The 24769-nt window shown below is 71.1% G+C and carries 22 protein-coding genes and 1 pseudogene; 12 read left to right on the top strand and 11 right to left on the bottom strand.

The annotated features are described in order from the left end of the window. Positions 1-53: 53 nt before the first annotated feature. Positions 54-440 (bottom strand): nuclear transport factor 2 family protein, encoded by a 387-nt coding sequence (locus tag ACYVOO_RS31915; RefSeq protein WP_461019196.1) that lies wholly within the window; start codon positions 438-440, stop codon positions 54-56. Positions 441-538: 98 nt separating this feature from the next. On the opposite strand from ACYVOO_RS31915, the gene ACYVOO_RS31910 reads away from it, so the two are divergent. Further along, the gene (locus ACYVOO_RS31910; RefSeq protein WP_461019195.1) at positions 539-1117 is read left to right on the top strand and encodes a TetR/AcrR family transcriptional regulator; all 579 of its coding nucleotides are present in this window, start codon (positions 539-541) and stop codon (positions 1115-1117) included. 102 nt (positions 1118-1219) lie between these two features. On the opposite strand, the gene ACYVOO_RS31905 is transcribed toward ACYVOO_RS31910, so the two are convergent. Then, a complete protein-coding gene (locus ACYVOO_RS31905) occupies positions 1220-1432 on the bottom strand; it encodes a hypothetical protein (RefSeq protein ID WP_461019194.1) in 213 nt (70 codons plus the stop codon). Positions 1433-1587: 155 nt separating this feature from the next. On the opposite strand from ACYVOO_RS31905, the pseudogene ACYVOO_RS31900 reads away from it, so the two are divergent. The 3 genes and pseudogenes from ACYVOO_RS31900 to ACYVOO_RS31890 form a co-directional block, all read left to right on the top strand. Further along, a pseudogene (locus ACYVOO_RS31900) lies at positions 1588-1729 on the top strand (4-hydroxy-2-oxovalerate aldolase); the annotation flags it as partial. Positions 1730-1921: 192 nt separating this feature from the next. Next, the gene (locus ACYVOO_RS31895) at positions 1922-2359 is read left to right on the top strand and encodes an NfeD family protein (protein WP_461019193.1); all 438 of its coding nucleotides are present in this window, start codon (positions 1922-1924) and stop codon (positions 2357-2359) included. Positions 2360-2388: 29 nt separating this feature from the next. After that, complete coding sequence (locus ACYVOO_RS31890) at positions 2389-3516, top strand: SPFH domain-containing protein (RefSeq protein ID WP_461019192.1); 1128 nt, start codon at positions 2389-2391, stop codon at positions 3514-3516. Positions 3517-3591: 75 nt separating this feature from the next. Here the strand turns inward: ACYVOO_RS31890 and ACYVOO_RS31885 are convergent, their stop codons facing one another. Further along, the gene (locus tag ACYVOO_RS31885) at positions 3592-4095 is read right to left on the bottom strand and encodes a peptidoglycan recognition protein family protein (protein ID WP_461019191.1); all 504 of its coding nucleotides are present in this window, start codon (positions 4093-4095) and stop codon (positions 3592-3594) included. 215 nt (positions 4096-4310) lie between these two features. Here ACYVOO_RS31885 and ACYVOO_RS31880 point away from each other — a divergent pair, with 215 nt between their 5' ends. Continuing rightward, positions 4311-4457: a hypothetical protein gene (locus ACYVOO_RS31880; RefSeq protein WP_461019190.1), complete on the top strand. Its 147-nt coding sequence runs from the start codon at positions 4311-4313 to the stop codon at positions 4455-4457. A 142-nt stretch (positions 4458-4599) separates the two neighbouring features. Here the strand turns inward: ACYVOO_RS31880 and ACYVOO_RS31875 are convergent, their stop codons facing one another. Together ACYVOO_RS31875 and ACYVOO_RS31870 are read right to left on the bottom strand one after the other, a co-directional pair. Next, positions 4600-5055 carry a peptidoglycan-binding domain-containing protein gene (locus tag ACYVOO_RS31875; protein WP_461019189.1) on the bottom strand — a complete coding sequence of 152 codons (456 nt, stop codon included), beginning with the start codon at positions 5053-5055 and terminating at the stop codon, positions 4600-4602. A gap of 228 nt (positions 5056-5283) precedes the next feature. Next, complete coding sequence (locus ACYVOO_RS31870) at positions 5284-6507, bottom strand: low temperature requirement protein A (protein WP_461019188.1); 1224 nt, start codon at positions 6505-6507, stop codon at positions 5284-5286. Between the two features lie 195 nt (positions 6508-6702). On the opposite strand from ACYVOO_RS31870, the gene ACYVOO_RS31865 reads away from it, so the two are divergent. Then, positions 6703-6894: a hypothetical protein gene (locus ACYVOO_RS31865; RefSeq protein WP_461019187.1), complete on the top strand. Its 192-nt coding sequence runs from the start codon at positions 6703-6705 to the stop codon at positions 6892-6894. Between the two features lie 249 nt (positions 6895-7143). On the opposite strand, the gene ACYVOO_RS31860 is transcribed toward ACYVOO_RS31865, so the two are convergent. Both ACYVOO_RS31860 and ACYVOO_RS31855 read right to left on the bottom strand, forming a co-directional pair. Beyond that, on the bottom strand, positions 7144-7617 hold the full coding sequence (locus tag ACYVOO_RS31860; protein ID WP_461019186.1) for a PPC domain-containing DNA-binding protein: 474 nt from the start codon (positions 7615-7617) through the stop codon (positions 7144-7146). A 128-nt stretch (positions 7618-7745) separates the two neighbouring features. After that, positions 7746-9083, bottom strand: coding sequence for an MFS transporter (locus tag ACYVOO_RS31855; protein WP_461019185.1), 1338 nt, complete (start codon positions 9081-9083; stop codon positions 7746-7748). A gap of 164 nt (positions 9084-9247) precedes the next feature. On the opposite strand from ACYVOO_RS31855, the gene ACYVOO_RS31850 reads away from it, so the two are divergent. Further along, positions 9248-9466 carry an EF-hand domain-containing protein gene (locus ACYVOO_RS31850; RefSeq protein WP_453347668.1) on the top strand — a complete coding sequence of 73 codons (219 nt, stop codon included), beginning with the start codon at positions 9248-9250 and terminating at the stop codon, positions 9464-9466. A 77-nt stretch (positions 9467-9543) separates the two neighbouring features. Here the strand turns inward: ACYVOO_RS31850 and ACYVOO_RS31845 are convergent, their stop codons facing one another. Further along, positions 9544-11538: an ABC transporter ATP-binding protein gene (locus ACYVOO_RS31845; RefSeq protein ID WP_461019184.1), complete on the bottom strand. Its 1995-nt coding sequence runs from the start codon at positions 11536-11538 to the stop codon at positions 9544-9546. A 45-nt stretch (positions 11539-11583) separates the two neighbouring features. On the opposite strand from ACYVOO_RS31845, the gene ACYVOO_RS31840 reads away from it, so the two are divergent. Next, on the top strand, positions 11584-12030 hold the full coding sequence (locus tag ACYVOO_RS31840; RefSeq protein ID WP_453347666.1) for a MarR family winged helix-turn-helix transcriptional regulator: 447 nt from the start codon (positions 11584-11586) through the stop codon (positions 12028-12030). Between the two features lie 89 nt (positions 12031-12119). Further along, complete coding sequence (locus ACYVOO_RS31835) at positions 12120-15098, top strand: FAD-binding and (Fe-S)-binding domain-containing protein (protein ID WP_461019183.1); 2979 nt, start codon at positions 12120-12122, stop codon at positions 15096-15098. Positions 15099-15295: 197 nt separating this feature from the next. Here ACYVOO_RS31835 and ACYVOO_RS31830 read toward each other — a convergent pair whose 3' ends face one another. Further along, positions 15296-16663: an alpha-amylase gene (locus tag ACYVOO_RS31830; protein WP_461019182.1), complete on the bottom strand. Its 1368-nt coding sequence runs from the start codon at positions 16661-16663 to the stop codon at positions 15296-15298. A gap of 327 nt (positions 16664-16990) precedes the next feature. On the opposite strand from ACYVOO_RS31830, the gene ACYVOO_RS31825 reads away from it, so the two are divergent. Beyond that, positions 16991-18412: a Gfo/Idh/MocA family protein gene (locus tag ACYVOO_RS31825; RefSeq protein WP_461019181.1), complete on the top strand. Its 1422-nt coding sequence runs from the start codon at positions 16991-16993 to the stop codon at positions 18410-18412. Between the two features lie 224 nt (positions 18413-18636). On the opposite strand, the gene ACYVOO_RS31820 is transcribed toward ACYVOO_RS31825, so the two are convergent. Next, complete coding sequence (locus tag ACYVOO_RS31820) at positions 18637-19488, bottom strand: L,D-transpeptidase family protein (RefSeq protein WP_461019180.1); 852 nt, start codon at positions 19486-19488, stop codon at positions 18637-18639. Positions 19489-19890: 402 nt separating this feature from the next. Between ACYVOO_RS31820 and ACYVOO_RS31815 the strand changes: the two genes are divergently transcribed. Further along, complete coding sequence (locus tag ACYVOO_RS31815; protein WP_461019179.1) at positions 19891-21912, top strand: ABC transporter transmembrane domain-containing protein; 2022 nt, start codon at positions 19891-19893, stop codon at positions 21910-21912. Beyond that, positions 21909-23705, top strand: a complete 1797-nt coding sequence (locus ACYVOO_RS31810; RefSeq protein WP_461019178.1) for an ABC transporter ATP-binding protein — start codon at positions 21909-21911, stop codon at positions 23703-23705. The genes ACYVOO_RS31815 and ACYVOO_RS31810 overlap by 4 nt, the downstream gene beginning before the upstream one ends. A gap of 182 nt (positions 23706-23887) precedes the next feature. Here the strand turns inward: ACYVOO_RS31810 and ACYVOO_RS31805 are convergent, their stop codons facing one another. Next, positions 23888-24682 carry a metal-dependent hydrolase gene (locus ACYVOO_RS31805; protein ID WP_461019177.1) on the bottom strand — a complete coding sequence of 265 codons (795 nt, stop codon included), beginning with the start codon at positions 24680-24682 and terminating at the stop codon, positions 23888-23890. Positions 24683-24769: the final 87 nt, after the last annotated feature.

Below are 24769 nucleotides of genomic sequence, written 5' to 3'. Positions count from 1 at the left end.
GGGTGCGCCGGAGCGAGGGGCCGGTTGACGGTCGGCGCCCGGGCGGGGAGCCGTCAGACGAAGAAGGCGTTCATCCCGGGCACGTCGGAGAGGTAGGTCTCGATACTCGCGATCTTTCCGTCGCGGAGCCGGCAGACGGTGGCCAGGTATTCGTCCAGCACGGCGTCCTCCCGCTGCGCGGTGTTGTGCAGGGACAGCGCCATGTTCTCCCTGCTGACGAGGAGGTGCAGCAGCTCGAAGTCGAGGCCGTACGAGGCGATCAGCTGCGCGCGCTCCACCACGGCGTCGGCGCCTTCGGCCGTGCCGGAGATGGTGTTGTCGCCGGGCAGGGTCCAGGTGGCGTCGTCGTGGAGCAGGGCCCGGATGCCGTCCCAGTCGCCCGAGACGAGCGCCTGGTGGAAACTGCGCCCGAGGGCGAGGGGGGCTTCATTGGTGGACATGACATTCCCTTCGCGGTGCTAAAGCGGCGATCTCCGCTTTAGCGCGACCGTAAGTGCTCGGCCCACTAATGCGCAACTCTTTGCTTTAGGATGGGGGCATGAACGCTGACGCATCGACGAAGCGGCCCGGCGGCCGCAGCGCCCGCGTCCGTGCCGCCGTGCACGGCGCCGCGATCGCGCTGGTGAGCGAGTTCGGCGCCGACCAGGTGACCCTCCCCACCGTGGCCCAGCGCGCGGGGGTCAACCCCAGCACCCTCTACCGGCGCTGGGGCACTCTCGCCGCGCTCCTGGCCGACGTCGCCCAGCACCGCGGCGATGCCGGAGCACCCCCGCTCGCCGGGGACCTGCGCACCGACCTGGAGAACCAGGCGGTCTGGACGCTGGCCGAGCTCTCCCGGCCCGGCGGCATCGCGTTCTTCCGCGCCGAGGTCGCGCCCGACGTCGATGAGCGGCACGACGGACTGCGCGAGTGTCTGCGCAGGGTCAGCGAGCGCTTCCGCCCCGTGCTCGACGCGGCACGGGAACGCGGCGACGCACCCCCGCCCCCGACCTTGGAACAGGTCCTGGACCGGATCGTCGCGCCGCTCTACTTCCGGGTGGTCTTCTCGATCCCCGGTACGGACGAGGCGTACGTCCGCGAACTTGTCGCGGGGTTCATCGGCGAGCCCTCCGGTTGAGCCCTCGCCGTCTTGTTGAGCCCTCTCCGTCGTGGAGGTCTCGCAGGTGAGAGCCTCGGCCGGCTTCGCCGGGGACGGGAGCGCGAACCGGTCGTCCGGGGCTCAGACGGCCAGGGTGCGGGTGGTGACGAGAGGCAGGCGTTCCTCCATCGCGTAACGGCGGACCGCGGCGTGCCCCTCGGTCACGTGGTCGAGAACGGTCAGCGCGTCGATCACGTACCGGTTGAGGGCTGCCTCCTCTTCCGGGCAGGTAGAAATCGCGGCGGTGGTTCCACAGACCGAGGAGGTGCGAGCCGTCGGGGTGCGGGACGACATGGTCCACCGCGTGGCCGCCGCCCCTGCGCTTCTCTTCGTCGGTACAAGGGGTCGCGTAAAGGAGGAGGCCGGCTGCCCGGGCAGTGGCGTGCGGCGAGTTCCAGGGCGATGAGACCGCCGGTGTGATGGCCCACGAGGTGGTACCGGTCCAGCGCCTGCGCCACGCGGAAGCCGCCGCCCGGCGCTATGGACCCAACACGCGCGGCATCCTGGTCGAGGTCGGCCCGCCGCAAAATGATCGGCGGCCAGGAGGACATGGTCACCGACATCGCGCTCGACCTCGTGTCCCGGTCATGAGTGGCGGACACGGACGGGATCACGCGACACCGCGACCCCCGCCGACGAGAGCGGCTGCGACGACACGTTGCACGGATACCCAACTCCCCCGGGCAGTCCCTTCAGCGGTCGACGACCACGGTTGCCGTATCTGTTCGGCCCGGCTTTCCGGGAGTATCTTGGTGGACAAGGCCCCCAAAGGAGGGCGATTCGATGCCGTGGTTCCTCTGGCTGCTCGCCGCCGCGGGGCTGGGCGTCGCGGAGTTCTTCACCCTGACACTGGTCCTCGGGTTGCTGTCGGGTGCGGCACTGGTCGCCGCCGTCGTCGCCGGTGTGGGCATCGGTGTGTTCGGCCAGCTCGTGGCCTTCGGAGTGGCGGCGGGAGCGGGCCTGGTCATGGTCCGTCCGGTGGCGCTGCGGCACATGGCACAGCTGCCCCTCATGCGTGAGGGCAGTGACGCGCTGATCGGCAAGCGGGCCGAGGTCGTGCAGGAGGTCACCGCGACCTGCGGTCTGATCAAGCTCTCGGGCGAGGAGTGGTCCGCCCGCGCTTTCGACGAGAGCCTGGTGATCCCGGCGGGCACGCTGGTGGACGTCATGGAGATCGAAGGCGCCACGGCCGTGGTCTATCCGCGCGAACTCCTCCCCTGAGCGGCTGAACACGAAGCGATGGAGGCACTGTGGAACCAGTTGTCATCCCCATTCTTGTGGCGGCCATCGTCGTCGTCTTCCTCGTGGCCTCCACCGTGCGGATCGTCCCGCAGGCGCGCCGCTACAACATCGAGCGGTTCGGCCGGTACCGCCGCACGCTGCAACCCGGCCTGAACCTGGTCGTGCCGGTGGCGGACCGGGTCAACTCCAAACTCGACGTGCGCGAGCAGGTCTATTCGTCCGACCCGAAGCCGGTGATCACCGAGGACAACCTCGTGGTGAACATCGACACCGTGCTCTACTACCAGATCACCGAGCCGCGCGCGGCGGCGTACGAGGTCGCCGACTACCTCCAGGCGATCGATCAGCTCACTGTGACCACGCTGCGGAACGTCATCGGCAGCATGGATCTGGAGGAGACACTCACCTCGCGTGAGGAGATCAACACCCGGCTCCGCACCGTCCTCGACGACGCCACCGGCAAGTGGGGAATCCGGGTCAACCGCGTCGAGATCAAGGCCATCGATCCGCCGCACTCCATCAAGGAGGCGATGGAGAAGCAGATGCGGGCCGAGCGCGACAAGCGCGCGGCCATCCTGCACGCCGAAGGCGAGCGGCAAGCCAAGATCCTTACCGCGGAAGGCACCAAACAGAAGGACATCCTGGAGGCACAAGGCACACAACAAGCCATGATCTTGCGCGCTGACGGTGAGGCGAAAGCGGTGGAGCGCGTCTTCCAGGCCGTCCATCGCAACAATGCCGACCCGAAGGTCCTCGCCTACAAATACCTGGAGACTCTCCCCCACTTGGCGAGCAGCGACAACAACACGTTCTGGGTGATCCCGGGCGAGCTGACCGAGGCGGTCCGGACCGTCACCAGCGCGTTCGGTGACCAGACGAGGACGGGTTCGCCCCCGCCCGCGCGTCCTGATGGGACAGCCACCGCCGATGCCGACGGCACGTCGGACGAGGACGAGGACGAAGACCGGGCTCCGGAGCTGGTGGCAGGCTCGACCGGTTCGCTGGACGCCGCCACGGCTGCTGACGAGGCCGCGAAACAGGCCGACGCCGCGGTGACGGACGCCAAGGCGGAGGCCGAGGCCGCGGCGGCCAAGCCGCCCCAGGCGCCGCGCCGGGAACGGTCGCCCGGCGACTGAGCCCTGAGCCCTGAGCCCCTGGCCTGCACGGTGAACCCGGCTGACGGCGCGCGAGGTGGCCGACGGCTTTTCGGGTCAGCCGGCGAGGAGTTCGGCGACCTCCCGGCGGACGTACGGCAGGTCGGTGTGCAGGGTGCCGGGGCATGCGGTGCTCGCCCAGTCGCGGTGTCCGCTGATGGCCGGCACGGTCCGGACGGCGGTGCTGGCGGGATTGCGGTAGAGCACCTCGGCCAGTGGATCCACCCCGTGCCGCCTGGCGAGTTCGGCCAGGAGCCGGGCCAGCGAGATGCGCGCAGCCGGGGTCGCGGACCGTCCGGTGAGCGTCCCCAGCAGGGCGATTCCGACGTTTCCGGAGTTGTATCCCCCGATGTGGGCCGCGGTGACCAGACGTCCCGCCCCATCGTGCGCGGGTGATCCGTCGGTACCCGACCAGCGCCCCTCGTAGACCTGACCGTTGTCGTCGATCAGGTAGTGGTAGCCGATGTCACCGTACTCAGCGGCGTCCGTACGGTAGATCGCGCGCACCCGCGCGGCCGGGGCCAGGCTGTCACCGCCGTCCGCGGTGTGGTGAACCGTCAAGGTCTGGACGGGATAGTACGCGGGGGGGCCAGATCTCGGTGCCGTCGGCGTCGTGGCGCAGAGCCTCGTCCGCTCCCCATTGCGCCCGGGACAGCAAGGGGTAGGCGGCCGCCGATGCGGCTGCCGCAGCTGGGCGCGCCGCCGTCCCCAGCAGGGCCGCGGCGCCAAGGGCGCCGAGAAGCAGCCTGCGCGGTACCCGGGAGGTGGGGCGACTGGTGCCCGGGAGATCACTGCGGTCCGAGAGTTCCATCCTGTACGTCTCCCTGTCCATTTACGTCCTGTTCGTGCTGGGGGACTGCCGCGACGACAGCGGCCGTACCGCGACGGTCACGGTCCGGACCATCGCCATGACGGTGACGTGAAGACGCCGCCTTCACGGCAAGGGTCCTGCCCGGATTCGGGCGCTATCGGCACCGGGTCCCGCCGGAACACGGCCCGCTGTCCGGCCGTCTCCGAGGGGAGTACGGGCAGCGGGCCGTGTGTGCGGTCGGCGGAGCGGAGGGATCAGCAACGGTGGGTGCCGGCGAAGTCCCAGAACTCGGACTTGGTCTCCGGTCCCGCAACCCCGTCGACAGCGAGGTTGGCGCCGTGGAGGTTCAGATACCTCTGCAGCGCCTTGATCGTGTTGGGGCCGACGGTCCCGTCGATGGCGTCGTTGTAGTAGCCCAGAGTGTCGAAGAACTTCTGGGCCGCCTTCCAGCTGTTGGCGCCCAACTGCCCGTCGATGGTGCCCGGGGAGTAGCCCCTGTCGCGCAGCAGGCACTGCCAGCTCTTCGCGTGGGCGGTGTCCAGACCCAGGTTGACCGTAGCGAGCGGGGCGACGGCCTCCACGCTCGCCGTCCGCGCCGAGGACTGCGCGGGCGCCGCGAAGCTGGTGCTCGCCCCCGCCAGGCCGCCGACCGTGAGCGCGGCAACGGTCGCGGTGGTGACGCACGCCCGCTTCATGATCTTCGATCGCATCCGGAAACCCCCTCGTAGACCACCCCGGTGCTGCACCGGGATGCGAGACCACCTTGTCAGCCCGGCCCGATCACCCACATACCTTTCAACGCTGGCGTAAAAGACGAGGTCATGGAGGGGACTCCGATGCTCCGCACCCATTTCACGGTGCCGATTCAGCACACGCTCAGGCCGCGTCCAGAGCCGTCGGAGCCGCCGGAGCCTGCGGCCGCACGATCCGATGGTGAGTCAGTGCTCCTGTGCGGCGATGCTGTTCAGCATGTGCTGCTGGTGGCGGTGCCCGATCGTCTCGTAGCCGATCACGGTGACGAAGGGCGCGAGCATGACGACGAGCAGGCACACCGCGACGGCGACGCCGGCCGCGGACAGCAGTACGGCCACGATGAGCACGGCGAGCGTGAGGCCGATGAGCAGGAAGTGGAAGCGGTCCACGGTGGAGAGCAGCAGGGTGTGGAGGAGGTAGACCATCAGCAGGTAGAGGCCGACGGGGAGGGCCAGTGACAGCACGACGGCGGCGTCGCTGATCTTCGTGTGGTGTTCCAGGTGCAGGCCGGCCACGTGCAGCCCGGCGCCGGCTCCGGCGATGCCGATGAAGAGGGGGATGTGTCCGTAGCCGAAGAGGTATCCGCGGTTGCGGCGGTGGGTGAGGATGTCGCCGAAGGGCGTGGTGAAGTACACCCACCACATGCCGAAGGTCAGACCGGTTCCGGCGATGACGATGGCGACGGCGTTCGCACTCCACTGCGTTCCGTCCGCGCCGCCCAGGAGTTCGCCGGACGAGGCGATGGTGCCGACGACTCCTTCGCCGAGGGTGATGATGGCGAACAGGCTGTAGCGTTCGGCGACATGGTGGGGATGCCAGGGGGTTCCTCCCGCGCGGCCCTGGGTCAGGAGCGGCAGCACCAGTTCCAGCACCCCGAGCACGACGAACGCGGCCAGTACGGCGGCGAGCGGCATCTCGGTGAAAGCGACGACGATCCATCCGGCCTGGGCGATCATGGTCCAGCGGATGTTGGCCCTCCCGACCTCGCGGAAGGAAGGAGACTCCCGGGCCGCGCGCCACCACTGCGCGACCATCGCGATCCGCATCACGACGTAGCCGATCACCATGGCCCGCAGCTCGAGGTGGTCGCCCTCTTCGAGGGAGTGGAACATCGCCGGGAGGCCGAGGGCGAACACGACGACGCCGATCATCTGAAGCATCGTCAGGGCGCGGTAGAGCCAGTCGTCGGTGGCGAAGGCGGAGGCGAACCAGCTGAAGCTGAGCCAGGCGACGCTGATGGCGAACATCGCCAGTGTGAACGCGGTGATCGCCTGGGCGGCGTGGCCTTCGGCGAGCATCTCGGCGAACTGGGATGCCGCGGTGCCGACGGCGACCACGAAGGTCAAGTCGAACAGCAGCTCCAGTGGTGAGGCGGCCCGGCCGGGTTCCTCCGGGTCACGGCCGGTCATCGGTACCAGACGGTGCGAAAGCCCGCGCCGGCGGTCGGCGCTGGTTGCTTCGGAGTGACTCATGCCCCGCATGATGCCTGACACGGCAGGGCCGCTTGGCCGACGCCGCGCGGTGCTGGCAGGAGTACAGGCCGGGCCTGTCCAGGTTGAGGTCGAGACCCGCTCCCAAGCGCCGGAGTATGTGGACACTCAGACATGAGACGAGGTCCTCGACCACAGTCTCCACGCACCAAACGGGGCTGCACAGCGGCGGCCATCTGGTGCAACAGGCAACTGACCGAGGACGAGTCCGGCTTCGATTTCGGTGGCCGACGCATCCGCATGCTCTCCCCGATCGAGGGCACCGAACACCGGCACCAGCTCTTCTACCTCCAGCTGATGGCCTGACCGCACGCTCCTCGGCACGACGACAGTGCAGGTGATCGGCGGCGAGGTCCACGTCGACCGCGTCCGTGTCGTCGGCAATGCCGCGCCGCGGGCGCCGTGGTGCCGTCCACATCGTCCCTGTGTGGGCGCTCCGGGGACCGGAAGGGCGCGGTCCTCCCCGACGGGCAGGTGGCGCCGTGCGAGATCGGGCGGTTCCTGACCGCAGGAAGCGTCAAGGGCGGCTTCCTGCGTATCGTTGCTCCCTTTTCGTCAGCGAGTCGCGAAGCCGAGGAGCGGAACGTTGTACAGCTCCGGCGCTCGATGACGCGTCAACGGCGGTTCTCCTCCCCCGCCCGTGAACTCCACAACGGTGATCTCGCAGATGAACTGGACGGCCGCCTCCAGCAAATGGGACACACGCCCGTCCGCGGAGGCTCCCTTGATGCCTGCGGCCACGTGGATGTGGGGAGCGAGCACGTTCTCCTCGGTGTCCCAGGCGAGGGTGCCGCCCCCGAATACCTCCAGGTATTCGACGCTGACCTCGTCCCAGAGGGGGGCCTCAGGGTTCTTCAGAGGAGTGCAGGACCCGACCAGACGGGCGCTGCGGAAACCGCCGATGAACGACAGTGAGCCGGACCGTACCTCCCGCTCGGCGCAGAACGCGGTCAGGCCGGTCATGAAGTCCTCACCGTCGTCAAGAGCGACGAGGAAGGACCGTCCTACGGTGGTCTGGATCGAGCGCATGACGGGGTGCCTCCATGAGGTGAGGACGGTCAGCGATGGGCGCTGCCCGCAACTGCGATGAAGTGGGTTTCGGCGGCTGAGATGTGGCTGCGGGAAACGGGCCCCCTGTCGTCCGCTCCCCCGTCTCCTCACCGTTCCAGCGGCCGGTGCGCCGTCTCGGGCAGCCGAAGGTAGACGACGGAGGAGGCCAGGCACAGCACCGCCACATACACCGGGAACAGACCCGCATGCCCCAGGTCCTTGAACAACGTGCCCAAATACGGCGCCGTACCCCCGAACAGCGCCACCGTCAGCGAATACGGGAACCCGATCCCCGCCGCACGCACCCGCGCAGGGAACGTCTCCGCGTTCACCGCCGCCGAGATCGCCGTGAAACCGCTCAGCAGCACCATCCCCGCACACTGCACCAGCAGCAACGTCACGAACGAACCGTTCAGCGCCTGGAGCAGCGGCACACACAGCACCCCGAAACCCAGCCCGAACATCAGCAGCAGCGGCTTGCGCCCGAACCGGTCCGAGGCCAACCCCGCCACCGGCTGCAACACCGCGAAGAACGCCAGCGAAATGGTCCCCGCCAGCAACGCGTCCGCCTTCGCCACCCCCGCGTTCAACTCCGCGTACGTCGGCAGATACGACGTCCACGTGTAATACGCGAGCGTGCCACCCATCGTGATCCCGCAGATCAGCAACGACTCACGCGGATGACGCCGCAACGCCTCAAAAAGTCCCGGCCGCGGCGCCCGCACCTGCTCCTCGCTGCGCGTCTCCTGCGCACCGCGCCGGATCCAGAAACCCACCACACTGAACAGCGCACCCAGCACGAACGGCACCCGCCAGCCCCAGCCGTCCATGCTCTCCGACGCCAGGTTCGCCACCAGCAGCGCCGCCACACCCGACGCCACGAGCTGCCCGACCGTCGTCGACACATACTGGAAACTGGCGAACAGCCCACGCCGCCCAGGACCGGCCGACTCCACCAGAAACGTCGTCGAGGCCGCGAACTCCCCGCCCACCGACAAACCCTGCAACAGCCGCGCCAGCACGAGGATGACCGGCGCGAAGATCCCGGCGGCGGCATACGTAGGCGTCAGTCCCACCAGCAGACTGCTGCCACCCATCAGCAGAATCGTCACCGTCAACGCGGCCCGCCGCCCGTGCCGGTCGGCCACCGCACCCATCAACAGCCCACCAACGGGCCGCATGAAGAACCCCACCGCGAACACCGCGAACGTCGACAGCAACGGCACCAGCGAATTCCCCGCGCTCTTGGGGAAGACCTGCGCGGCGATATACGCGGCCAGGAACGTATACGCGTACCAGTCGTACCACTCGACCGCGTTGCCGACGGACGCGGCGAGCAACTGCCGCCCAGGACGCGCCGGAGGAGTCACCGCGCCCGCGGAGTCTCCCGTGGCGGCGGAATCCGGCCCGCCCTCGGACGCGGGCCCCTTCATAAAATCTGTCATGATCGCGCATCTCCCCAGTCCCAGGGAACCGCAATCACACCGCACCGGCTCCCCTTCCCCGTGACGGTCGGCCAGTGGCGGCCGGTGCCCACCTCGCTCCCCGCGGGCCTCGTGCGGACGGATAGCCTGGCCGCGTCAGTGAAGATCGCAGAAGGGTGGAGCACGTGGCGGACATCGTGGAGACGGCGGCGCGGAAGGTCTTCGACCGCTACGACCTCGACGGGGACGGCCTGGTCACAGCGGACGAGTACCGCAAGGCCGTGGCGGAGCTGGAGGGTTCGGAGATCACCGAGTCGGAAGCGCAGGGGCTGATCGACTCGCTCGACACCAACGGCGACCGCCGGATGTCCTTCGAGGAGTTCTGGGCGGCCATGAATGGCTGACACCGTCGGGCCCGGCACCTGAGCGTCCCGGGCCCGGCCCACCCGGACCCGGACCCGAACCCGAGCCCGGCCCGTGTTCATGACGCCTGGGAAAGGGAGGGCACTCCGGCCGCCGCGCCGGGGAGGGTGTCGCCGTCGCCCGCGCGGGACCCGTCATCCGTGCCGGAACCGTCCGGCGTGCGGGCGTCGCGCCGCACCAGCGCCGCGTACCGGCCGTCGGCGGCGAGGAGTTCGTCGTGGGTGCCGCGCTCCGTCACCCGTCCGCCGTCGAGCACGACGATCTGGTCCGCTTCGCGGACGGTGGACAGCCGGTGGGCGATGGTGAGCGTGGTGCGGCCCTCGGAGAGCGCGTCGATCGCCTCCTGTACCGCGCGCTCGGTGCGGGTGTCGAGGGCGCTGGTGGCCTCGTCGAGGATGAGGACGGGCGGGTCCCGCAGGATGGTGCGGGCCAGGGCGAGTCGCTGCTTCTCGCCTCCGGAGAAGCGGTAGCCGCGCTCGCCGACGACCGTGTCGTAGCCCTCGGGGAGCGCCGCGATGTGGTCGTGGATCTGGGCGGTGCGGGCCGCGGCCCTGATCTCCTCGTCCGTGGCCTCCGGCTTGGCGAAGCGCAGGTTGTCGGCGACGGAGGCGTGGAAGAGGTACGTCTCCTGGGAGACGACTCCGACCGCGCGGGAGAGGGTGGCGAAGTCGAGGTCGCGCACGTCGGTGCCGTCGAGGGTGACCCGGCCGCCCGTCACGTCGTACAGCCGTGGCACCAGATAGCTGAGGGTGCTCTTGCCTGAGCCCGTCGGGCCGACGACGGCGAGGCTGCCGCCCGCGGGAACGCGCAGGTCGATGCCGCGCAGGGTGGCGCCGGGGTCCTCGGCGTCCTTGCCCGCGTAGGCGAAGTCGACGTTCTCGAAGCGCACCTCGCCCCGCACCCGCTCCAGCCTGGCGGGCTGCTCGGGCTCGGTGATGTCCGGGCGCAGGTCGAGGTACTCGAAGATGCGCTGGAAGAGGGCGAGGGAGGTCTGCATCTCGACGCCGGTCGAGAGCAGCGAGACGGTCGGGCGCAGCAGTCCCTGCTGGAGCGCGACGAAGGCGACGAGCGTGCCGATGGAGAAGGCGGGTCCGCCGAAGTGGACGAGCATGCCCGCGGTCCAGTAGAGGAGCGCGGGGATGGCGCCCATGACGATGCCGATGACGGACATGCGCCAGCGCCCGGCCATGCTGGAGCGGATCTCCAGATCGGCGAGGCGGTCGGACTCGTCGGCGAACTGCCTGGTCAGCGAGTCGGACCTGCCCATGGTGCGGCCGAGCAGGATGCCGCTGACGGACAGCGACTCGGTGACGAGCGCGGACATCGAGGCCATCTGCTTCTGCCGCTGGGTGGTGATCTTCTTGCGTTCGCGGCCGACGCGTCGGCTCACCCACACGAAGACGGGCAGCAGGAGCAGGGAGACGAGGGTGAGCCGCCAGTCCAGCGCGAGCATGGCGACGACGGTGGCGACGACGCTCGTCAGGTTGGAGACGAGGGAGGTGGCCGTGGAGGTGACCGTCGCCTGCATGCCGCCGATGTCGTTGGCGATGCGGGACTGGACCTCTCCGGTGCGCGTGCGCGTGAAGAAGGCGAGCGGCATGCGCTGGAGCTTGGCGTAGACATCGGTGCGCAGGTCGTGCATGACGCGCTGGCCGACGGTGGCCGAGATGAGGGTCTGCAGCACGCCGAAGACGCTGTTCAGCACGGCGGTGGCGATCAGGCCGAGCGCGAGCAGGCCGAGCAGCCCCGTGCGCCGGTCGGGGATGGCGACGTCGAGGATCTCGCGCAGCAGGAACGGCGAGGCCACCGAGACCAGGGACGAGGCGCCGACGAGGAGGCCGACGAGGGCCAGGGAGGCGCGGTAGGGGCGGAAGAGGCGCAGGATCCGGCGCACCTGGGCGGGCTGCTCGGGCGCGTCCGTGGCCTTGGGTGGCGAGGTCCAGTCCGGTGTGTCGCGGTGCAATGGGCTCCTTGGGTTCGGGGGGTGGCGCAACGGGGGTGCGGGCGGTGGAGGCGGTGCCGGAACGGCAAGGCTCCATGGAGCATAGTTCATTGTTACCTATACTCACAATGAACCGCATCCTGATAACCTGCGCCCATGTCAGCGCCTCACCACGACGAGACCGCCGGCGACCTCGCCGACCAGCTTCTTCGCCTGACCAGGAGGCTCAACCACGCGCACCGGCACAACTTCGCGCCGGTCGGCGTCACCCCGGCCCAGGCCCGCCTGCTGCGCACCGTCGCGCGCTGCGAGGCCCCGCCCCGGATGGCCGACCTCGCCGAGTTCCTGGGCGTGGTGCCGCGCCAGGTCACGAGCCTGGTCGACGCGCTGGAGGAGCGCGGCCTGGTGCGCCGCGCCGCTGACCCGTCGAACCGCAGGGTGACCCGCATCGAGCTGACGGAGGACGGCCGCACGGCCCTCAAGGAGCTGCGCCGGGCACGGCGGTCGGCGGCCGAGGAACTGCTCGCACCGCTCTCCCGTGCACAGCGCGATGATCTGAGCGGGCTGCTCGGCCTCATCGACGCGGGGCGGCACCACGACTGACGAGGGGCTCCGGCGCAGAATGGGGACGAGCCGCGCGCATGCGACGGCGCACTGCCCGGAGAGACTCCCGTCAGAGACCGGAGAGACCCATGCCGCTGCTCGAACCCCGTCCCGAAGCGCTGCGACCGCACCCGGAACCCGGCCACTCCCCCGCCTTCGACCGGGTCGGCGAGGAGCGGGCGCAGGGGACGCCGGAGCCGCTGCTCGGGGATCTGCGACGGCTGCTGGGCGACGACGGCGAAAACGCTGAGAACACCAAGAACACCGCCGGCGGCAAGGTGCTGTGGAAGATCTCGGATCTGGTCCGCTACGCGTCCGACGCGAGCCCGTACCGCTTCCTCCCCCAGGTCGTCGTGCTCGCCGAGGACATCGACGACGTCTCCGCCGTCCTCTCCTACGCGCGCGGCCAGGGCCGCAACGTCGTCTTCCGCGCGGCGGGCACCTCGCTCAACGGGCAGGCGCAGGGCGAGGACATCCTCGTGGACGTGCGCCGCCACTGGGCGGGCGTCGAGGTGCTCGGCGAGGACGGCGCGCGGGCCCGCGTCCGGCCCGGCACGACCGTGGTCAGGGCGAACGCGGCGCTCGCCCCGTACGGGCGGCTGCTCGGGCCCGACCCGGCGAGCGCCATCGCCTGCACCCTCGGCGGGGTGGTCGCCAACAACGCCTCGGGCATGACGGCGGGCACCTCCCGCAACTCGTACCGCACCGTCGCCTCCCTCACCCTCGTCCTGCCGTCCGGCACCGTCGTGGACACCGGCGATCCCGCCGCCGACGAGGAGCTGGCGCACGCCGAGCCCGCGCTCTGCGAGGGGCTGATGGCGCTCAAGGCCGAGATCGAGTCGGACGCCGAGCTGGTCGCCCGCATCCGTGCCAAGTACGCGCTGAAGAACACCAACGGCTACCGCCTGGACGCCTTCCTCGACGGGGACACACCGGCCCGCATCCTGCGCGGGCTGGCGGTGGGCTCGCAGGGCACGCTCGGCTTCATCTCGGAGATCGTCTTCGACACCCTGCCGCTGCACCGGTACCACTCGACCGGGCTGCTCTTCTTCCCCACCCTGTCGGCAGCGGCTGCGGCCGTGCCCCTCTTCAGCGAGGCGGGGGCGCCCGCCGTCGAGCTGATGGACGGCAACACGCTGCGCGCCTCCGTCAGCGTGGCCGGGGTCCCGGCCGACTGGGCGGAGCTGCCCAAGGAGACGGCCGCGCTGCTGGTGGAGTTCCGCGCGCCCGACGAGGCGGCCCGCGAGGCGGACGAGGCGAAGGCCCGCGAGGTCGTGGCGGGGCTCGATCTGGTGGCGCCCGTGGCCTCGGTGACCAACGCGTTCACCCGGGACGCGCGGACGAGCGCGGGCTACTGGAAGGCGCGCAAGGCGTTCGTCACCGCCGTCGGCGGCTCCCGGCCCCCGGGCACGACCCTGATCACCGAGGACTTCGCCGTGCCGCCCGCGCGGCTGGCCGAGGCGTGCGAGGCGCTGCTCGAACTCCAGGAGCGGCACGGCTTCGACGCGGCTGTCGCCGGTCACGCGGCGCACGGCAATCTGCACTTCCTGCTCGCCTTCGACGCGGCCGAGGAGGAGGACGTGCGGCGGTACGCGGCGTTCATGGACGACTTCTGCCGGCTGACGGTCGAGCGCTTCGACGGCTCGCTCAAGGCCGAGCACGCCACGGGCCGCAATATCGCGCCCTTCCTGGAGCTGGAGTGGGGCGAGCGGGCCACCGAGCTGATGTGGCGGATCAAGCGGCTCGTCGATCCCGAGGGGGTGCTGGCGCCGCGCGTCGTCCTGGACAGGGACCCCGAGGCGCATCTGCGGGGGCTCAAGTCGATCCCCCGGGTGGAGGCGGTGGCCGACCCCTGCATCGAGTGCGGCTTCTGCGAGCCCACCTGCCCCAGCGGAGACCTGACGACCACGCCACGCCAGCGCATCGTGCTGCGCCGCGAGATGCTGCGCCAGCCCGCGTCGTCGCGGGTCAACGACAGTCTGCTCGACTCCTACGGGTACGACGCGGTGGACACCTGCGCGGGCGACTCCACGTGCAAGCTGGCCTGCCCCGTCGGCATCGACACGGGCGCGATGATGAAGGCGTTCCGGCACGAGCGGCATTCGGGGCGCGAGGAGCGTACGGCCGCGCGCACCGCGCGGCACTTCGCGCTGGTGGAGAAGTCGGCCAGGCTGGCCGTCGCGGCGGCCGAGCGCATCAGCGACAGGCTGCTGGAGTCGGTGACGGGCGCGGCACGCAAGGCGGTGCGTCCCGATCTCGTGCCCGAGTGGCTGCCGCAGATCCCCGGCGCGGCGGCCAGGCGGCTGCCCGCGACCGACAGGACCTCGGCGGCGGCCGTCTACTACCCCGCGTGCGTCAACCGCATCTTCGGGGAGCCCGAAGGGTACGCGGGGCCCTCGCTCCCCGAGGCGATGGTCGTCGTCTCGGCGCGGGCCGGGCGGCCCGTGTGGATCCCGGAGGACGTCCAGGGCACCTGCTGCGCGACGATCTGGCACTCCAAGGGCTACGACTCGGGGAACGCGCTGATGGCCAACCGGACCGTGGAGGCCGCCTGGCGCTGGACGGACGGCGGGGAACTGCCGCTGGTCGTCGACGCCTCCTCGTGCACCCTGGGCCTCACGCACGAGGTCGTGCCGTATCTGACCGCCGCCAACCGCAAACTCCACGAACGGCTGACGTTCGTCGACTCGCTCGTGTGGGCGGCGGACGAGCTGCTGCCCCGTCTGACCGTCGAACGGCGCCTGGGCTCCGCCGTCCTGCACCCGACGTGCTCGATGGAGCACCTGGGGGACACGGATCAACTGCGGCGGGTGGCGGAGGCGTGCGCCGAGGAGGTCGTGGTGCCGCTGGACGCGGGCTGCTGCGCCTTCGCGGGCGACCGGGGCATGCTGCACAAGGAGCTGACCGCCTCGGCGACGGCGCGCGAGGCCGCCGAGGTGACGGCCAGGCACTTCGACGCGCACCTCTCGGCGAACCGGATGTGCGAGGTGGGCATGGACTACGCGACGGGCGGGCGGGGTTACCGCTCCGTCCTGCTGGAGCTGGAACGGGCGACGCGGCAGGGCTGACCGCGTGGGCGGCCGGGCCGGGCGCGTCGGCCCGCCCGAGCCCGCCCGAGCCCGCCCGAGCCCGCCCGGGTACGGGGCGTTCCCCGGGCGGGGCGTGAGGGCGTGGGGGGCGTACGGGCCGGGCTTCTCTGTGGCGTCACCCCGAGCCCCGAGCCCCGAGCCCCGGGCCCCGGGCCCCGGGGCGGTGCCCCTTGGCGCTACTCCTTGGCGTCCGCGTGGAGTGCCAGCGCCCCCTTCGCGGGGAGGGTGACCTCGGCCTTGCCGTCGTCGCCGACCTCGACGGTGTTGCCCGCGCAGTCGCCGGGTGCCGCGGCGGCGACGTTGCAGTAGGTGCCGCCGGGCAGTGAGGTGGCGAAGGTCCGGCTCAGTTCGCCGTCCCCGGCGTTGAGGGCGACGAAGCCCTTGTCACCGCGGCCGAAGGCGAGGGCGCTGCCCTCGGACCACCAGTCCGTCAGCTCGGCGTCGCCGACGACGTTGCGGAAGCCGACCAGTCCGGTGACGGCCTGCTTCTCGTGTGTGTTCGTCCAGCCCTCGCCGCCGCTGGGCGGGCCCGCGTCCTTGTCCGACCACTCGTAGCCCGAGAAGACGTTGGGCGAGCCGTAGGGGTGCGCGAGCATGAACACGTTCGCGAGCGTGTAGGTGTCGCCGTCCTTGTAGCTGAGCGTCGAGCCGTTGCGCTCGGTGTCCCAGTTGTCGACGAACGTACGGGCCTTGCCGCTCTCCAGCTTGCCGTCGGCCACGTTCTGGAGCTGGCCGGGGTCGCCGCTCTGGAAGGCGCTCTTGAGGTGGCCGCCGTAGCGGAACTCGTCCACGTCGCCGAGGCCCGTGTACTCCTCGGGCTGCACGGCCTCGCCGCCGCCGTATATCACCTCGGAGACCCAGAACCCGGGGTCGGCCATCTTGCCCTTGATGGCCTCCATGTCGGCGGCGGCCATGTGCTTGGCCGCGTCGATGCGGAAGCCGTCGACGCCCATCTCGCGCAGGCTGTCGAGGTATCCGGCGATGGTGGAGCGGACCGAGTCGCTGCCGGTGTCGAGGTCGGCGAGGCCGACGAGTTCGCAGTTCTGCACGTCGTCGCGGCTGGCGTAGTCCGCGATGTCCTTGCGGCAGGTGTGGAAGTCGGCGTCGCCGTAGGTGTCGGGGTAGCCGTACTTCGTGTACTGGGTGCCGCCCGTGCCCGTTCCCGAGCCCGAGGACATGTGGTTGACGACCGCGTCCGCGATCACCTTGACGCCCGCCTCGTGGCAGGCGCTGACCATGTTCTTGAAGGCATCGGCGTCCCCGAGGCGCCCGGCAATCTTGTAGCTGACGGGCTGGTACGAGGTCCACCACTGGTCGCCCGCTATGTGCTCGCTGGCCGGTGAAACCTCCACGTAGCCGTAACCGGCCGGGCCGAGCGAGTCCGTGCACTCCTTGCCGACGGACTCGTAGGGCCACTCGAAGAGGGTGGCGGTGACGGTCTTCTCGCCCGGCGGTGTCGCCTGGGACTGCCAGGGCGCTACGGCGAACAGGCCGCATGCGGCGAGGACTCCGGCGAGGCTCCCGCCGAGCAGGCGCTTTCTCATGGTTCGCGGCTCCTTCTTCGTTCGGGCATGGGGGTGCCCTGAAGGCAGCCACGCGCCTGGGCCGCCGTGGGGGGAAGTACGCGAGCGAGCCTGCCGGTGACGGCGTGAGCACGTCAATAGGTGACGCAAGGGTTTCCAGTGACTTGCAGAAAGTTCTTGCCGCACGGAAGCCCACATGGCGACCCTCACGGAAGTCCATGAACCCGCGCGAAGAGTCCAAGGCGGTCCTCTTGCGCACCGTCAGCACCAACGGCGAGTGTCCTGGACGGAGTTCACGCATCCGACGTGCAGTACACCTGCTGGAGCAGTACACCTGCTGGAGGTCAGATGAACGACCAAGGGTTCAGCCGACGTTCCGCGCTGCGCGCGGCGGGGGTCGCCGGTGCCGGACTGGGCATCGGTTCGATGAGCACCCCTTCCGCCTTCGCTTCGGCACAGGGGGTGGAGGCGGAGGCGGGAGTGGGCTCGGAGGCGGGAGCCGCGCCCGCCGCTCCCCCGCGCAGGGGCGAGACCATGATCGGCGTGCCCTTCGAGGGACGCGGCACCATCCGGATCGGCATCATCGGGCTGGGCCAGCGCGGCGGCAGCATGATCGACCTGTATCTCGCGCTGGAGGGCGTCCGGGTCGTGGCGCTGTGCGACCCCGTCAGGGAGAAGGCCGAGAGAGCGGCGAAGAAGGTCACCGACGCGGGCCAGCCGGCGCCCGCCCTCTACACCAAGGGCGACCACGACTTCGAGAAGCTCTGCGAACGCGGCGACCTGGACTTCGTGTACGTCGCCACCCCGTGGGACTGGCACTTCGAGATGGCCAAGGCCGCGATGAAGGGCGGCAAGCACGTCGGCGTGGAGTGTCCCGTCGCGCTGGAGCTGGACCAACTGTGGGAGCTGGTCGACCTCTCCGAGCGCACCCGTCGGCACTGCATGCAACTGGAGAACTGCGCGTACGGGCAGAACGAGATGCGTGTGCTGCGCATGGCGCACGAGGGGCTCTTCGGCGATCTCCTGCACGCGGCGGGCGCCTACCTCCACGACCTGCGCGGGCTCATGTTCGACCCCGACTACTACGAGGGCCCGTGGCGCAGGCTGTGGCACACCCGTCTGCGGGGCGATCTGTACCCCAACCACGGCTTCGGGCCCGCGGCCAACTACATGGACATCAACCGCGGTGACCGGGCCGTGCGCATCGCCACCTTCGGCTCGCCCTCGCTCGGACTGGCCGCGTACCGCGAGCAGAACATGCCGCCGGGCCACGAGAGCTGGAAGGAGAGCTACATCGAGAGCGATCTGTCGATCAGCCTCGTCCAGACGGCGAAGGGGCGGGTGATCCGGCTGGAGCACGGGGTGTCCAACCCGCACCCGTACAGCAGACTCAACATCCTCGGCGGCACGAAGGGCGTCTTCGAGGACTATCCGCCCCGCATCTACCTGGAGCCCGACATGAGCGGGGACGAGTGGGGTGACTTCGCGAAGTACGAGAAGTGGGACCACTGGCTCTGGAAGGAGCACGCCGACCCGCCCGGCGGGCACGGGGGCATGGACTACATCATGCTGTTCCGGCTGATCCAGTGCATGCGGCTCGGCCTGATCCCGGACTTCGACGTCTACGACGCGGCGACGTGGACCTCGCCCGTACCGCTGAGCCACGCCTCGATCAAGGCGCACGGCGCACCGCAGCGGATACCGGACTTCACCCGGGGGCTGTGGGAGAAGGAGCGGGGCGGGGTGGACTCGGAGAAGCCCGAGGGGTAGGCGCGAGCGGCACCGGCCACGTTGCGCGGGGCCGGGCGGCGGACGGGTCGCACGGCCGGGACGACGGGCGGGCGCTGCCGTGTTGGCGACCTCGAACCACGAAAAACCCTCCGGCCGACACCGTCACGTAGCGCCATGAAGCGCGCTACGCGGCCTGAACGATGTCGGCCGGAGGGGAACGGCAGGGAAACGTCAGGAAGCAGCCGGATGCTGATCAGCCTTGGTCAGCTCTCCAGGGACGCCTTGTCCCCCATCACCACCACGGGGTGCTGCTTCGGGTCGAGGGTGCGCAGCAGGTGCCGCATCGCGGACTTGGACATGCTGACGCAGCCCGAGGTCCCGCTGCCGTGGTCCATGTGCAGCCAGATGCTGCCGCCCTTGGACTGGCCCTGGGGGCGGGTCGGGTCGAGCGGGCTGGTGCCCTTGACCCGGTTGTAGTCGACCGCGATGACGTGATCGAAGTCGTGCCGCGTCGACTTGGGCCAGGCCGGGGAGGGCGTGAAGGCCGAGGTGTGCGTGTACGGAAGCTTCGCGCCGGGGTCGGCGAGGAGACCGCCCGCGTCGGAGAGCGTGAAGACGCCGACGGGGCTGCGCTTGTCGCCCTCGTGGTGGTCGGGGGTCCAGCCCTTCTTGCCGTTGTGGGCCGCCCAGCCGCTGTCGCGGGTCCACTTGTCGCCCTTCTTCGTGAAGAGCTTGACGGTGGACTCGGCGGAGTCCTCGCCCTCGCCGTAGACGGCCACGACCTGGCGCGAGTTCTCGGGGATCTTCTTCTGGAGGCGGTCGCCCACGCCGGGGATACGGGTGGGGTCGGCGGCCCGCACGGTGGTGTCTCCGGAGGATCCCGCGGCCTTCTTGGCGCCGGAGTCTCCGCCGCTCGCCTCGCTCCCGCCGCCGCACCCCGCGAGGGTGAGGCCCAGTGCGAGGGCCACGGCCGTCGCACCCGCGGCGGTCCTCGCTCCCGTCGCCGTCCTCGCACGCGCCCCGGTCCCCGGGCGCCCGCGCGAGGACGCGTCGCCCGCGTGGTCGCCGGCCTGCCGGTTCTCTTCCGTCGTGCTCTCTTCGGTCACCTGTGTCATGCCGCTCCGTACTCGCCGGGCCCCCGGTATGTGCATGCGCCCTATCGTCCCACTTGCTCCGTCGTGTGCGCGCGTGCACAGCCGTATCGCCTCCTTGAGCAGGGACGATGCCCTGGAAGCCGCGCCTGGGGGCGCCCCGTCGCATACCACCTCGCGGCCGGGGCGCAACCGGGGGCGGGCGCGCGGTGGCCCGTGAGGGACACGGGTGAGGGCCGCGTGAGGAGAGCGAGCGGGGCCCGCGAGGAAGCCGGGTCCGAAAAGACGGGTTCCGGACGAATCCTGCACCGAAAAGTCAGCTTTGGGCCCCGTCGGTCCTTGATCTGTAAAAACCCATTGATTTACCGCCCCTCATTTCGCGAGCCTTTCACGGCCCCCCGCCCACAGCGAGCCGCTCGGGATGCCATGCTGATTCGCGATCTTCCCTTCTCCGACCCCGGCGTACCCGACGTCCGCTCGGGCTACCGCTTCCTGCTGTGGCTCGGACGTATGCAAGTCGGGGGCCAGGCCAAGGCCCTCGCCTGGGGTCTGCTGCATCTCATGGGCGTGGCCGGGCTGCCGCTGGTGGCCGGTCTTGCCGTGCAGGCCGCCGTGACCCGCTCCGGGACCGGCCTCGCCGAGGCGGGCGCCATGATGGCGCTCATCGCGGTGGCCGTGACCGCGGGCGACACGATGCTGCACCGCACCGCCGTCACCAACTGGATCACCAGCGCCGCGCGGGTGCAGCAGCTCCTCGCCCGCAGAACCGCCGAACTGGGCTCGGCGCTGACCAGAAAGGTGGCCGCCGGAGAGGTCGTCGCGGTCTCGACCGGCGACATCGAGAAGATCGGCTGGTGCGTGGAGTCCTTCTCCCGCTTCACCGCCGCGCTCCTCGTCACCCTCGGCGTGTGCGCCGGACTCGTGGCGTACGAGCCCGAGTTGGGCCTGCTCGTCCTCCTCGGGGTGCTGGTACTGGCGCTGACGGTGCTGCCGATGCTGCCGCGCGCGACCCGTCGCGCCGATCTCCAGCGGGAGAAGGCGGGCAGGGCCACGGAGCTGGCCGCCGACACCGTCGCGGGGCTGCGGGTGCTGCGCGGCATCGGCGGCGAGGAACTGTTCCTGACGCGGTACCGCCGGGCCTCCCAGGAGGTGCGGCGCGCCGCCGTGCGCACGGCGCGGATGTGGGCGCTGATCGAGGCCGTCCAGGTGGCCCTCCCCGGGCTGCTGCTCGTGGCGGTGGTGTGGCGCGGCACGCATCTGGCCCTGAGCGGACGGATCGAGGTGGGTGAACTGGTCACGGTGTACGGAGCGGTGACCTTCCTTCTCTTCCCGCTGCGGCTCTTCCAGGAGTTCGCCATGGCGTACTCCTTCTCCCGGCCGTCGGCGAAGCGGGCGGCGCGGGTGCTCTCGCTCCGCCGCGGCGCGGAGGGTGCCGAGGGCGCGGAGGCCGACGGCACCCGGTCCGATGGCTCACGGGAGGAGGCGGCCCGGACCGGCCCCGGCACAGACACGTACCCGTACCCGACGGGCGCCCGGAAGCCTGGTGAGGCGCTCGCGGGCGACCTGTACGACCCCGCGACGGGCCTGCTCGCCCCCGCCGGGCTGCTGACGGCCGTGGTCTGCGGCGATCCCGACGCCGCCGGTACGCTCGCCGACCGGCTCGGCGGCCACCCGCCGGACGGGGACGGCGGCGTCGCGGCCGTACGACTGGGCGGCGTCGCCCTGGACAGTGTGCCGCTCAGCGCCGCCAGGACCGCGGTTCTCGTCCAGGACAAGGACCCCGTCCTGCTGTCCGGAACCCTTCGCGAACTGCTCGACGTGCCCTCCGCGACCGCGACCGTGACCGAGCCCGCGCCCGTGACGCCCGCCCTGGCGCTGGAGGCGGCGCAGTGCTCCGACGTGCTGGAGGCTCTGGTGCAGGGCAGCCCCGACGCGGAGGGCGACCCCATGCGGGCGACCCTCACCGAGCGCGGCCGGTCGCTGTCGGGCGGCCAGCGGCAACGGCTCGCGCTGGCCCGCTCCTTGATGGCCGACCCGGAGGTGCTGGTACTCGACGAGCCGACCTCGGCCGTGGACTCCCACACCGAGGCCCGCATCGCCCTGGGCCTGCGACGGATACGCGAGGGCCGCACCACGGTCGTCTTCTCCTCCAGCCCCCTCCTCCTGGACCGGGCCGACAAGGTCATCCTTGTGCAGGACGGCGAGGTCACCGCCACCGGGCAGCACCGCGAACTCCTGCGCACCGACCCGGCGTACCGCGCCGCCGTCACCCGCGAGACCGGCGACGGCGAACCGCCCGGGGCCACCGCCGCTGACACCAGGAACGGCCGGTCGGGCCCGCAGAACCAGCGCGGACCCCACGCACACCACGCACAGCACACACAACAGGAACCGCACCAGGGCCGACGCGGCCGACTCGCGGGGTCCGAAGGGGCTGAGAGCGCATGAGCCGGAGATTCGGCATCGCACCTCCCTCGTACGATCCAGCGGGCTCCGAGTCCGCCACCACGCTCCCGGTGGGCGCGTCCGCGACGGTACGGGCCTACGTACGCAGGCTCGTCCGGCGGCATCGCGGCGCCTTCGCCGCCCTGGTGACGGTCAACTCCCTCGCCGTGCTCGCCTCCATGGTGGGCCCCTACTTGCTGGGGCGGATCGTGGAGGGCCTCTCGGAGGGAGCCGACGCGGGGGAACTCCAGCTCGGCCGCACCATCGCCCTGTTCGCGGTGGCCCTCGCCGTCCAGACGTACTTCATACGGCAGGTGCGGCTGCGCGGGGCGATGCTCGGCGAACGGATGCTGGCCGATCTGCGCGAGGACTTCCTCGTGCGCTCGGTCGGCCTGCCGCCCGGGGTGCTGGAGCGCGCGGGCACGGGTGACCTGCTCTCGCGGATCACCACGGACATCGACCGGCTCGCCAACGCCATGCGCGAGGCCGTGCCCCAGCTCGCCATCGGGGTCGTCTGGGCCGGGCTGCTGCTGGGGGCACTGGCCGTCACGGCGCCGCCGCTGGCGCTCGTCGCACTGATCGCGCTGCCCGTGCTGCTGACCGGCTGCCGCTGGTACTACCGCAGGGCGCCCTCGGCCTACCGCTCGGAGGCCGCCGGTTACGCCGCCGTCGCCGCCGCTCTCGCGGAGACCGTGGACGCGGGCCGCACGGTGGAGGCCCACCGGCTCGGGGAGCGCCGGGTGCGGCTGTCCGAGCGGCGGATTTCCGAGTGGACAAGTTGGGAGAGGTACACCCTCTGGCTGCGCACCGTCCTCTTCCCCACCATCAACGTCTCCAACGCGCTCATCCTGAGCGCCGTCCTCATCCTCGGCGGCGTCTTCGTCCTCCACGGCTGGATCGGCGTGGGCCAGTTGACGACGGGGGCGCTGCTGGCTCAGATGCTCATCGATCCGGTCGGGCTGATCCTGCGCTGGTACGACGAGCTTCAAGTCGCCCAGGTCTCGCTCGCCCGCCTGGTCGGGGTGCGGGAGATCGAGCCGGACTCCGGTGACGGGGCCCTCGCGCCGAGCGGGCGTGACGTCCGCGCCGACGAGGTGCGCTTCGGCTACCACGCGGGCACGGACGTGCTGCACGGCGTGACCATGAACGTCCCCAGCGGCACCCGGGTGGCCCTCGTCGGCCCCTCGGGCGCGGGCAAGTCCACGCTGGGGCGCCTGCTGGCCGGGATCTACGGGCCGCGCACGGGCGAGGTCACCCTCGGCGGCGCCGAGCTGGCCCGGATGCCCGCCGAGCGGATACGGCAGCACGTCGCGCTGGTCAACCAGGAGCACCACGTGTTCGTGGGCTCCCTGCGCGACAACCTGCTCCTGGCCCGTACGGACGCCGGGGACCCCGAGCTGTGGGCCGCGCTGGCCGCCGTGGACGCGGACGGCTGGGCGGGGGCGCTCGCGGACGGGCTGGACAGCGAGGTCGGCTCGGGCGGCCTCGTCGTCACCCCGGCGCAGGCGCAGCAGATCGCGCTGGCCCGGCTGGTGCTCGCCGACCCGCACACGCTGGTGCTCGACGAGGCGACCTCGCTCCTGGACCCCCGCGCCGCACGGCATCTGGAGCGTTCGCTGGCGCGGGTGCTGGAGGGGCGCACCGTGGTGGCCATCGCGCACCGGCTGCACACGGCGCATGACGCGGACGTGATCGCCGTGGTGGAGGGCGGGCGTATCAGCGAACTGGGCAGCCACGATGCCCTCGTCGCAGCGGACGGCGCCTACGCGGCGCTGTGGCGCTCCTGGCACGGCTGACGGCCCGGTCTCCGGCCCCGCTCCCCCGCCTCCGGCCCCCGGGCCCGACGCCGAGGGGCGGGGGCCGGTGCCGGAGCCAGGACCAGGGTCGAGGCGGGCCAGCCAGCTGGGGCGGGCCGCCCGTCGGAGGCCACCCGACCGGCGGGAGTGGCGCACGGCGGCCGGGGCCGCGCGCCGCGGCGTCAGCCGAGGACGCCCAGCGCTGACAGCGCCCCCGCGCCGCCGAGCAGCATGAACAGCGGCATCAGCACCGCGGTCTCCACCCACGCACCCGCGCGGAAGCGCAGGAAGCGCGGGGTGCCCAGCGGATACCAGCGCTTGCCCGCTATCGGCAGCGGCCACAGGATCGGGCAGCCGGAGATCGTGAGCGCGTCGCCGATGCTGTGGACCAGGGCTCCGAGGACGATCGGCAGCCCGAGCCAGAGATAGTCCTGCCCCTCTCCCGTGAAGAGCCAGTCCGAGCCGTTGCCCGGCTTGTCCATGATCCCCGCGAGGATCCACGCGGTGGCCGCTCCCAGCAGCCAGACGAGCACGTCGCTGGAGACGCGGGCGGCCCGCCACAGCAGTCCCTCGACCGCCAGCACCATGTGGATGAAGAGGATCACCAGCACCGCCCAGCGGCCACCGAAGACCGCGGCGGCCGAGAACCCGGCGCCGATGAAGACGGCCCAGGGCCAGGTGTGGGTCAGAGTGCGGTGACCGCCGGAGCGGCGCCGTTCGCCCTGGCCCCTGGTGGCGTTGTAGACGGTCTCGGAGAGCTTGTCGATCACTCCGCAGAGGCCGCGGGAGATGGGCCCGAAGGCCCTGGAGATGGTCGCGGACTTCTGGTCCAGGTCGGGAGCGAGCGCCGCTCCCGAGCAGATCAGGGCGCCCGCGACCAGCACTGGCCACGGCATCGGGTGGTCCAGCGCGGACGCCGCTGCCCCCACCCCCAGCCAGGCGGCTGCCCCCGAGAGCGAGTGCGCCGGTCCCATCATGGTCGTTTCCCACCCCTGTTGTCGTTCGCGGTGCCGTTGGGCCGACCGGGACAGGAGCGGTGGCTCCGCGCGGCTCCGTCACCGTCG

It is taken from the genome of Streptomyces daliensis (assembly GCF_054782395.1).
Note: the sequence above shows the minus strand (reverse complement) of the source record. Positions and strands in the feature narration are given on the sequence as shown.